Origin of the sequence: Pseudomonas sp. (assembly GCF_050739995.1) — a bacterium.
GTDB lineage: Bacteria > Pseudomonadota > Gammaproteobacteria > Pseudomonadales > Pseudomonadaceae > Aquipseudomonas.
Genome location: NZ_JBOICG010000032.1, coordinates 1 through 9,049 on the forward strand (window position 1 = coordinate 1; position 9,049 = coordinate 9,049).

Annotated in this window: 9 protein-coding genes; 5 read left to right on the forward strand and 4 right to left on the reverse strand. The window is 59.1% G+C overall.

Annotated elements, in window-relative coordinates:
• Positions 1–108: 108 nt before the first annotated feature.
• Genes ACRESD_RS00975 through purM form a run of 3 tightly spaced genes read right to left on the reverse strand, consistent with a single transcriptional unit; the run spans position 109 to position 2,539 of the window.
• Positions 109–822 (reverse strand): DUF3108 domain-containing protein, encoded by a 714-nt coding sequence (locus tag ACRESD_RS00975; protein ID WP_431749217.1) that lies wholly within the window; start codon positions 820–822, stop codon positions 109–111.
• 8 nt (positions 823–830) lie between these two features.
• Complete coding sequence (purN, locus tag ACRESD_RS00980) at positions 831–1,481, reverse strand: phosphoribosylglycinamide formyltransferase (protein WP_431749218.1); 651 nt, start codon at positions 1,479–1,481, stop codon at positions 831–833.
• Positions 1,481–2,539: a phosphoribosylformylglycinamidine cyclo-ligase gene (purM, locus tag ACRESD_RS00985; protein ID WP_431749219.1), complete on the reverse strand. Its 1,059-nt coding sequence runs from the start codon at positions 2,537–2,539 to the stop codon at positions 1,481–1,483. Before purM ends, purN begins: the two co-directional genes overlap by 1 nt.
• Before the next feature lie 344 nt (positions 2,540–2,883).
• Between purM and ACRESD_RS00990 the strand changes: the two genes are divergently transcribed.
• The 5 genes from ACRESD_RS00990 to ACRESD_RS01010 all read left to right on the forward strand — a co-directional run bounded on the left by ACRESD_RS00990 (position 2,884) and on the right by ACRESD_RS01010 (position 7,489).
• On the forward strand, positions 2,884–3,924 hold the full coding sequence (locus ACRESD_RS00990) for a DUF2066 domain-containing protein (protein ID WP_431749220.1): 1,041 nt from the start codon (positions 2,884–2,886) through the stop codon (positions 3,922–3,924).
• Positions 3,925–3,979: 55 nt separating this feature from the next.
• Positions 3,980–5,053 (forward strand): AI-2E family transporter, encoded by a 1,074-nt coding sequence (locus tag ACRESD_RS00995; protein WP_431749221.1) that lies wholly within the window; start codon positions 3,980–3,982, stop codon positions 5,051–5,053.
• Between the two features lie 206 nt (positions 5,054–5,259).
• Positions 5,260–5,964: a DnaA regulatory inactivator Hda gene (gene hda, locus ACRESD_RS01000; RefSeq protein ID WP_017134884.1), complete on the forward strand. Its 705-nt coding sequence runs from the start codon at positions 5,260–5,262 to the stop codon at positions 5,962–5,964.
• A 213-nt stretch (positions 5,965–6,177) separates the two neighbouring features.
• Positions 6,178–6,807, forward strand: coding sequence for a C40 family peptidase (locus ACRESD_RS01005; RefSeq protein WP_431749222.1), 630 nt, complete (start codon positions 6,178–6,180; stop codon positions 6,805–6,807).
• Between the two features lie 145 nt (positions 6,808–6,952).
• Positions 6,953–7,489, forward strand: a complete 537-nt coding sequence (locus ACRESD_RS01010) for a C40 family peptidase (RefSeq protein WP_431749223.1) — start codon at positions 6,953–6,955, stop codon at positions 7,487–7,489.
• A 62-nt stretch (positions 7,490–7,551) separates the two neighbouring features.
• Here ACRESD_RS01010 and ACRESD_RS01015 read toward each other — a convergent pair whose 3' ends face one another.
• The gene (locus ACRESD_RS01015; RefSeq protein ID WP_431749224.1) at positions 7,552–8,865 is read right to left on the reverse strand and encodes a PQQ-dependent sugar dehydrogenase; all 1,314 of its coding nucleotides are present in this window, start codon (positions 8,863–8,865) and stop codon (positions 7,552–7,554) included.
• Between the last annotated feature and the right edge of the window lie 184 nt (positions 8,866–9,049).

Genomic DNA, 9,049 nt, shown 5'->3' on the forward strand with positions numbered 1-9,049 from the left:
TCCAACTGTGGGAGCTGGCTTGCCTGCGATAGCGGTAGAAGCTTCAAAACAAAACAGCAGACGAAAAAAAAGCCTCGCATTCGCGAGGCTCTTCGTTCCAGCTAGCGATCAGCTGCCTTTGACAGCCTTGCCGTCAACGGTACCGTCCAGCAGCATGATGTTGTATTCCTTGCCGTCGGTTTCTACCTGACGCAGGGCAACCAGGATGCCACCCCAGTCCTTGGCGAACCACATCTGGGTGATGCGTTTGGTCTGCGATGGATCGCGCACGCGCTCGACCTTGATCGCATCAATGGAGCCGGCCTTGGTCTGGACCTTTTCCGGGCCAATCACACGGAAATCGTAGGTGTCGGTGTCGGTGCCTTCAACCACGCGGTAGCTCATGCTTTTTTTGCCGGCAGCCACGTCGCGCTGCAGGGCCAACTGGTAGGTCGACTTGTCGAGCATGCCGCTTTCGAGGGTGACATTGACCGGGTCTTTGTTTTCGAAGCCGGTGACCTTGTTGGCCGAGTGGTCGAAGTCCAGGTTGATCTTCTTCGCCTTGCCCAGGCCGCCGCGTTCGAAGGTGTAGCTCTTGGGTTGCAGAGCGTCCTTTTCAAACTTGATCACGCTGGTCTCGGTAAGGCTGGCGATGAGCATGGACGCCTTGAAGTTCAAGGTCCAGGTGCCGTCACCGTTCTGGGTCAGGCTACGTTCGGCCGAACCACTCATGGGCAACTGTTTCCAGTCGGCGGTGTAGCTGGCGGAGAATGGGTGTAAATCTGCTGCTTGCACGGCTGGCAAGGCAAACAGAGCAAAAGCGAAGAGCAAGGCGCGACGCATAAAATCTCCTAGGTTCGAATCAAGTGGCCGCTGGCCGCGAGTAACTGACCGTCCAATAATGCACCCTGCTCGCCAAGAATCAACCGACCCTCGGCAAACCAGCGAACAGCCAACGGGTAAATCTTGTGTTCCTGGGTGTGAACCCGTTGCGCAAGTGTCTGCGCTGAGTCAGCAGACTCTACCGGAACCACTGCCTGTACGACCAGAGGCCCGCCATCGAGTTCCTCGGTGACGAAGTGCACGCTGCAGCCATGCTCGGTGTCGCCGGCGTCGAGCGCGCGCTGATGGGTGTGCATGCCTTTGTGCTTGGGCAGCAGGGAAGGGTGGATATTGAGCAGGCGGCCTTCATAGTGGCGCACGAAGCCAGCGCTGAGAATGCGCATGAAGCCGGCGAGGACCACGAGTTTGGGGTTGAAGGCGTCGATGAGTTCGATCAAGGCGCTGTCGAAGGCCTCGCGGCCTTCGAAAGCCTTGTGATCCAGGTCGCGGGTTGCAATGCCTGCATCCCTGGCACGTTGCAGGCCGTAAGCGTCGCTGCGGTTGGAAATCACCGCAGCGATGCGCACAGGGCTGTCGCCGGTGCGCGTGCTGTCGATCAGGGCCTGCAAGTTACTGCCGGTGCCGGAAAGCAGCACCACGACATCACAGGTTGCAGGCATCAGTGCGCCTTAAGGTTCTTCAGTTCAACCTGAGCCGCGCCTTCCGGAGCGGTGGCGATCTGGCCGATGACCCAAGGCTGCTCGCCGGCTTCACGCAGTACGTTCAACGCGTTTTCAACGTGTTCCTGAGCCACGCAGATCACCATGCCGACGCCGCAGTTCAGCACGCGGTGCATCTCGGTTTCGTCGACGTTGCCTTTTTCTTGCAGCCAGTCGAATACCGCAGGACGCTGCCAGCTGGCCACGTCGACGATCGCCTGGGCGCCTTTTGGCAGGACGCGCGGAATGTTGTCCAGCAAGCCGCCGCCAGTGATGTGGGCCATGGCCTTGACTGCGCCAGTGTCTTTGATCAGCTTGAGCAGAGGCTTGACGTAGATTCGGGTCGGGGCCATCAGCAGGTCGGTCAGCGGTTTGCCATCGAGCTGGGTGTTCTCGATGTCGGCGCCGGACACTTCGATGATCTTGCGGATCAGCGAGTAGCCGTTGGAGTGCGGACCGGACGATGGCAGGGCGAGCAGGGCGTCACCGGCAGCCACCTTGGAGCCGTCGATGATCTCGGCTTTCTCTACGACACCGACGCAGAAACCGGCCAGGTCGTAGTCTTCGCCTTCGTACATGCCTGGCATCTCAGCGGTTTCGCCACCAACCAGGGAGCAACCCGACAGTTCGCAGCCGGCGCCGATACCGGTGACCACTTGGGCTGCGGTGTCCACATTCAGTTTGCCGGTAGCGTAGTAGTCGAGGAAGAACAGCGGCTCGGCGCCGCACACCACCAGGTCGTTGACGCACATGGCAACCAGGTCGATGCCGATGCTGTCGTGCTTGTTCAGGTTCAGTGCCAGGCGCAGCTTGGTGCCCACGCCGTCGGTGCCGGAGACCAGCACCGGCTGTTTGTAGCCGGCCGGGATTTCGCAGAGGGCGCCAAAACCGCCCAGGCCGCCCATGACTTCAGGGCGCGCAGTGCGCTTGGCGACGCTCTTGATGCGTTCGACCAATGCTTCACCGGCGTCGATGTCTACACCGGCGTCCTTGTAGCTCAGGGAGGGTTGCTTGCTCATGATCCAGGCCTTTAGGGGGGATTCAGGGGTAACGACCGAGCGGGCAGGCGCTTTTGGTAAAAGGCCCAGCCATTGACGGTCTGCGAAGGCGCGCGATTTTATCAGGCTTGAGGGGCAGCGGCCATCCTCGGGCCGACGGGCAGGGGCATATGGCGTTAAAAAAATGCTAATCGCCTCGGTTATGGCGTGTATTAAGGTATAGCCTTTAACCCGCTATCGTTATGACAGTACGAAAACTTACCGGATCTCTGTGAATGTTTTGTCGGTCGCTGTGGTCACAGCCTTGCCAAGCCGAATTCAGGCGGTCTGTTCTACCCGTTTAATTTGTGGTTCGGGAATCTTCCATGCGTTTGTATAAATTCTTTTTTGTAGGCTGTTTGTCGTTGGTCAGCCTGGCGAGTCATGCCGAAACCCTCAATGGCCTCTATCAAGTACTTGAACCGGTCAGCAGCCAGTCGCCCCAGGAGCGCGACCAGGCTACCCAGCGTGCGGTGCAGACGTTGGTGATCCGACTGACCGGCGACGCCAAGGCCGCCGATGGCCCTGGCTTGGCGGCGATTCGCAAGGACCCGCAGCAAATCATCACCCAGTACGGCTACGACGCCGGTCCGCCGGAAAGCCTGCAAGTGGATTTCGATCCAGTCAGCACCGATCGCGCGCTGCGTCAGGCAGGCCTGTCGATCTGGGGCAGCAACCGGCCTTCGATTCTTGGCTGGTGGCTGAACGATTCCACTGACGGCAGCAGCCTGGTCGGCGATGGCCAGGTCGTCGCACAGGCCCTGCGTCGGGCGGCACAACACCGTGGCTTGCCGTTGCGCTTGCCGCTGGGTGACTTGGATGAACAGGTGGTCGCCACCGCACCTAATCTTGAAAGCGCGGATGCCACGCCACTGCGCGCAGCCTCCGAGCGCTACGGCGCCGATGCATTGCTGGCGGTGCACGCCCGCCAGGAAGGCAACCAATGGCAGGCCAAATGGCGGCTGTGGCTGGGTGACAAAAGTGAACAGGGCACCGCCCAGGGGGCTGATACCGGCGCGGTGGCCGATGCCATCATGCTGGCGGTCAGCCAAAAGCTCGCGCCGCGGTTTGCCGTCAAACCTGGGGTAAGCACCGAGCAATTGCTGGAAGTGCAGGGCATGAACCTGGAGCGCTATGCGGCTCTGGGCCATCTGCTGGAGCCCTTTGGTGGCCAGCCGCAACTCGTGGAGGGCAACCGCATTGTGTATCGCGTCAATGGCAGTGCCGATCAGTTGCGTACCCAGTTGAGTCTGGCCAAGTTGCAGGAAGTGCCGGCGGGTGAAGCGCCGGTCCAGCAACCGGTGTCAGACGGCACACAGCCACCTGTGGCTGCCGAGCCGCAGGCACAGCTACGTTTTCGTTGGTAAGTGTTCTTCCTTCTTCTATATAGAAGAAGGAAGCCAATAACAGATGGAGTGATTTATGGCGGATACGCGTCGTTGGGTGTGGCTTGGCGGGATTGTCCTGCTGTGCGTTTTTGTGTTCTTGCTGCATTCGATCCTGACGCCGTTCCTGGTTGCGTTGCTGCTCGCTTATCTGTTCGATCCTGTGGTGGATCGCCTGGAGAAGGTTGGCATGTCTCGGACCTGGGGCGTGGTGACGGTGTTTGCACTGTTCACGTTGATCATCACGGCATTGGTGCTGGTATTGGTGCCGATGCTCGCCAAGCAGTTGTTCCGTTTGTACGAACTGGCGCCGCAGATGCTCGACTGGCTGCAGCACACGGCAATGCCGTGGGCCCAGGCCAAGCTGGGGCTGGCGGATGGCTTCTGGAAGTTTGACAAGGTCAAGGCGGCAATCACTGAGCATATGGGGCAGACCACCGATATTGTCGGTGTAGTGCTCAGCCAGGCCACGGCCTCCAGCCTGGCGCTGATCGGCTGGTTGACCAACCTGGTACTGATTCCGGTGGTGGCGTTCTACTTGCTGCGCGACTGGGACATCATGATGGCCAAGATCCGCAGCCTGCTACCGCGCGACCGTGAGGAGCGCATCGTGTCTCTGGCAGAGGAATGTCATGAGGTGCTTGGCGCTTTCGTGCGGGGCCAACTGCTGGTGATGTTGGCGCTGGGGATTATCTACGCGGCCGGTTTGATGGCGATTGGTCTGGAGCTGGGTCTGTTGATCGGCTTGATCGCGGGGTTGGCGGCTATCGTGCCGTACATGGGTTTTGTGATCGGTATCGGTGCGGCACTGGTGGCTGGGTTGTTCCAGTTTGGTGGTGACTTGTACCCGATGCTGGGGATTGTTGCCGTGTTCATGGTCGGCCAGGCCCTGGAGGGCATGGTGTTGACGCCGTTGCTGGTCGGCGACCGGATCGGCCTGCATCCGGTGGCGGTGATCTTTGCGATCCTGGCGGGCGGCGAGCTGTTTGGCTTTACTGGCATCCTGCTGGCGTTGCCGGTGGCGGCGGTGATCATGGTGCTGGTGCGTCATGTTCACGATTTGTACAAGGATTCGGACGTGTACACGGGGGTTGAAGACCCCGAGCTGTAATCACTGAATCACAAACCCGGCCTCGGCCGGGTTTGTTGTTTCTGGGGGAGCGGGGTGTCAAACAATTTGCGCAAATCGTCAAGAGTTAACGCAAACCTTTGATTTTGCTTGTGGTCTGCTGCATTGTGCACCCGGCGTCACGGGTATAAACTTTGCAAACTTTACACAGAGGCCACTAGCGGTTCGTTTGGAGCCGTTCAGTCAGCATGAAACCGATTCAGCTGCCCCTAGGTGTGCGTCTGCGTGATGACGCCACCTTTATCAACTACTACCCAGGCGCCAATGCCGCTGCACTCGGCTATGTCGAGCGGCTCTGCGAAGCCGACGCTGGGTGGACGGAGAGCCTGATCTATCTGTGGGGCAAGCACGGCGTGGGGCGTACACACCTGTTGCAGGCCGCGTGCCTGCGTTTCGAACAGATGGGCGAGCCGGCGGTGTATTTGCCGTTGGCTGAGTTGATGGATCGCGGTATCGGCATCTTCGATCACTTGGAACAATACGAACTGGTGTGTCTGGACGATCTGCAGGCGATTGCCGGCAAGGCGGACTGGGAAGAAGCGCTGTTTCACCTGTTCAACCGCTTGCGCGACAGTGGCCGACGCTTGTTGATTGCCGCCTCTACGTCGCCGCGTGAACTGCCGGTGAAGCTGGCCGACCTTAAATCACGCTTGACCCTGGCGCTGATTTTCCAGATGCGGCCTTTATCTGACGAAGACAAACTGCGTGCCTTGCAATTGCGCGCATCCCGTCGCGGCCTGCACCTCACCGACGAAGTCGGTCACTTTATCCTCACTCGTGGCACTCGGAGCATGAGCGCGTTGTTCGATTTGCTCGAACAGCTCGATCAGGCCTCTTTGCAGGCCCAGCGCAAGCTGACCATCCCCTTCCTCAAAGAAACCCTCGGCTGGTAGCCAGCCCAGTCATTTCGGGGGCTTCGGCATATTCCAGGCGCCAGAAAACCTGCGTTTTGGCCGGTTTGACCACGCAAATGGCAGGTATGGGGTGTTAAGGGCTTAGATGTCATGGTCAAAACAAGAAGTCACATAGATCACGATTGAATTTGCAAATCGATGTGATAGAAGGCATAGTTTCGACTTCTTTACACATCAGCCACGGTCGTGCCCATGCTAAATCGCTTCGCACCCCTCGTGCCTCTCGCACTCGTTACCCTGTTGTTTGGTTGCGCCACCCACACTCAAAACGTGGCTGAGCAGCAAAAACCAGTACAACAGTCCCAGGCAAAATTCGTAGCATCGCAGTCTTCCACTGTTTATCAGGAAGAGATCGCTACTGAAAAAGAACTGGCCAACTTCGCCGGCAACAAGCCTTACCAGCTTCCAGTTCTGGCCGACAGCATTCTCGAACGCGGCATGTCCCTGATCGGTACCCGTTACCGTTTCGGCGGTACCTCTGAAGCCGGTTTCGACTGCAGCGGCTTCATCGGCTACCTGTTTCGTGAAGAAGCTGGCATGAATCTGCCACGCTCGACGCGCGAAATGATCAACGTGGATGCACCGTTGGTCGCACGCAACAACCTCAAGCCGGGTGATCTGCTTTTCTTTAGTACGGCTGGCCGTGGTCGTGTCAGTCACGCCGGTATCTACTTGGGCGATAACCAGTTTATCCACTCCAGCAGCCGTCGCAGTGGCGGTGTTCGAGTCGACAACCTGGGTGACAGCTACTGGAGCAAAACCTTCATCGAAGCCAAGCGCGCACTCGCCATGGCCCCGACTACGGTTACCGCTAGTAAGTAAAGTTAAAGTGATACTTGAAGTTTGACGCGTAAGCGCTAGAATCCCTGGATATTGTTGGAATCCGTTCGCGCGAGCTTAGCTTGCGCGTTCTGGTTTTCAGCGTTCGGCAGCGAAAAGCCGCATCCAGACCAGGATTGTTCTGCCCATGTCGACCTCAGCCCGCCTCATTTTGCTGGTTTGCGCCGCGCTCCTCAGCGCCTGCGCCAGCCGCCCGCCACCCGCTCCTGTGGCCGTCAAGCCCAAGCCGGTGTTCAACTACTCCACACAGAGTTTCTCGCCTGCTGCCGAAGACGTGCTCTTCCGCGCGCTGGGCCTGGTTGGCACGCCTTATCGCTGGGGTGGCAACACGCCGGATTCCGGATTTGATTGCAGTGGCCTGATCGGCTTTGTCTACCGTGATGCGGCGGGCATCTCGTTGCCGCGCACCACCCGTGAACTGATCGTGATGCGTGCCCAGAATGTCAGCGAAGAGAATCTGCAAACCGGTGATCTGTTGTTCTTTGCCACGGGTGGCGGTTCACAGGTCAGTCACGCCGGGATCTATGTGGGAGAAGGCCGCTTCGTCCATGCGCCGCAAACCGGCGGCACGGTGAAATTGGATACTTTGTCCAAGGCGTATTGGCAGAATGCCTATCTCAGCGCCAAGCGCGTGTTGCCGGGAAATCTGGCGCGTAATCCTTAAGTTACATATAGATCAAAATGTGGGAGGGGGGCTTGCCCCCTCCCACATTGGTTATGCGGTTTTTATTTAGCCGCAGAAACCCGCCACACCTTATTCCCCACATCGTCCGCCACCAGCAAGTCCCCTTGCTGATCAATCACCACGCCCACCGGCCGGCCCATGGCTTTCTCGTCTTTATTGAGGAACCCGGTCAGCACGTCCAACGGCTGCCCTTTGGGCTGGCCACCCTCGAACGGTACGAAGATCACCTTGTAACCACTGTGCGGCTTGCGGTTCCACGAACCATGCTGGCCGATAAACGCGCCGTTGCTGAACTGCGCCGGTAGTTTGTTACCTTCGGCAAACGTCAGGCCCAGGGAGGCGGTGTGCGGCCCAACGGCATAGTCCGGGGCAATGGCCTTGGCGACCAACTCTGGGTTCTGCGGTGATACACGTACGTCTACATGCTGGCCGTAGTAACTGAAGGGCCAACCATAAAAGGCGCCATCCTTGACCGAAGTGATGTAGTCCGGCACCAGATCGCTGCCGATTTCATCGCGCTCGTTCACGGCCGTCCACAGCTTGCCACTCTGGGGTTCCCAGGCCATACCGTTGGGGTTGCGTAGGCCGGAAGCGAAGATGCGGTGCTGGCCGCTGGCGCGGTCGACTTCCCAGATCGCAGCGCGGCCTTGTTCCGCCTCCAGGCCGTTTTCGCCAACGTTGCTATTGGAGCCGACGCTCACATACAACTTGCTGCCGTCCTTGCTGGCCACCACGTTCTTGGTCCAGTGGTGGTTGAGGGTGCCACCCGGCAGGTCGACTACCTTGATGCCCGCTTCCTTGATTGTGGTTTCGCCAGGTTGGTAGGGGAAACGCAGCAGTTTGTCCGAATCCGCCACATACAGATCGTTACCGACCAAGGCCATGCCGAACGGCGAATTCAGATTCTCCAGGAACACCGTTCGGGTCTCGGCAACACCATCGTGGTCGGCATCGCGCAGCAGCGTGATGCGATTCGGGCTCGGCACGCCAGCACCGGCGCGGCCCATGACTTTCTCCATCACCCAGCCCCGAATGCCCTTGGCGTCGTCCGGCTTGGGCGGTGCGTTGGTTTCCGCCACCAGCACGTCACCATTAGGCAGCACATACAGCCAGCGCGGGTGATCCAGACCCTCGGCAAATGCCGCCACCTGGGTGCCCGCAGCGGCCGTCGGCTTGGCGCCGTCGGGCCAGCCAATCGCTGGGGCGATATTCACGGTGGGGATCAAGGTTTTGTTCGGTTCCGGCAGTTTGGGTGAGGGCCCGGTGCCGTCGGAAACCTGCAAGGTAGAGCTTTCCCCGCAGGCGGCGAGGGTGCCGGCGAGCATGATCAGTATGGCAAGTCTGGTTTTATGCATGGTTTTCTCCTTAATACCTGTATGGGTAGAGAAGCACGGCGCATCAATGGTTCAAGTGGCAGGCCAGCTTTAATTGACGCTCCACCCCCAACCCACTAACCTTCGCGGCTTGTTCCAGGTGCTCTGTGACCCAGGGGTCGACAGAGTGAAACAGGGAAGCCGGTGAGTGAGCACACTTGTACAC

Coding starts and splice junctions, on each gene's coding strand:
- ACRESD_RS00975 (WP_431749217.1), bottom strand. CDS start 822: ATGCGTCGCGCCTTGCTCTTCGCTTTTGCTCTGTTTGCCTTGCCAGCC.
- purN (WP_431749218.1), bottom strand. CDS start 1,481: ATGCCTGCAACCTGTGATGTCGTGGTGCTGCTTTCCGGCACCGGCAGT.
- purM (WP_431749219.1), bottom strand. CDS start 2,539: ATGAGCAAGCAACCCTCCCTGAGCTACAAGGACGCCGGTGTAGACATC.
- ACRESD_RS00990 (WP_431749220.1), top strand. CDS start 2,884: ATGCGTTTGTATAAATTCTTTTTTGTAGGCTGTTTGTCGTTGGTCAGC.
- ACRESD_RS00995 (WP_431749221.1), top strand. CDS start 3,980: ATGGCGGATACGCGTCGTTGGGTGTGGCTTGGCGGGATTGTCCTGCTG.
- hda (WP_017134884.1), top strand. CDS start 5,260: ATGAAACCGATTCAGCTGCCCCTAGGTGTGCGTCTGCGTGATGACGCC.
- ACRESD_RS01005 (WP_431749222.1), top strand. CDS start 6,178: ATGCTAAATCGCTTCGCACCCCTCGTGCCTCTCGCACTCGTTACCCTG.
- ACRESD_RS01010 (WP_431749223.1), top strand. CDS start 6,953: ATGTCGACCTCAGCCCGCCTCATTTTGCTGGTTTGCGCCGCGCTCCTC.
- ACRESD_RS01015 (WP_431749224.1), bottom strand. CDS start 8,865: ATGCATAAAACCAGACTTGCCATACTGATCATGCTCGCCGGCACCCTC.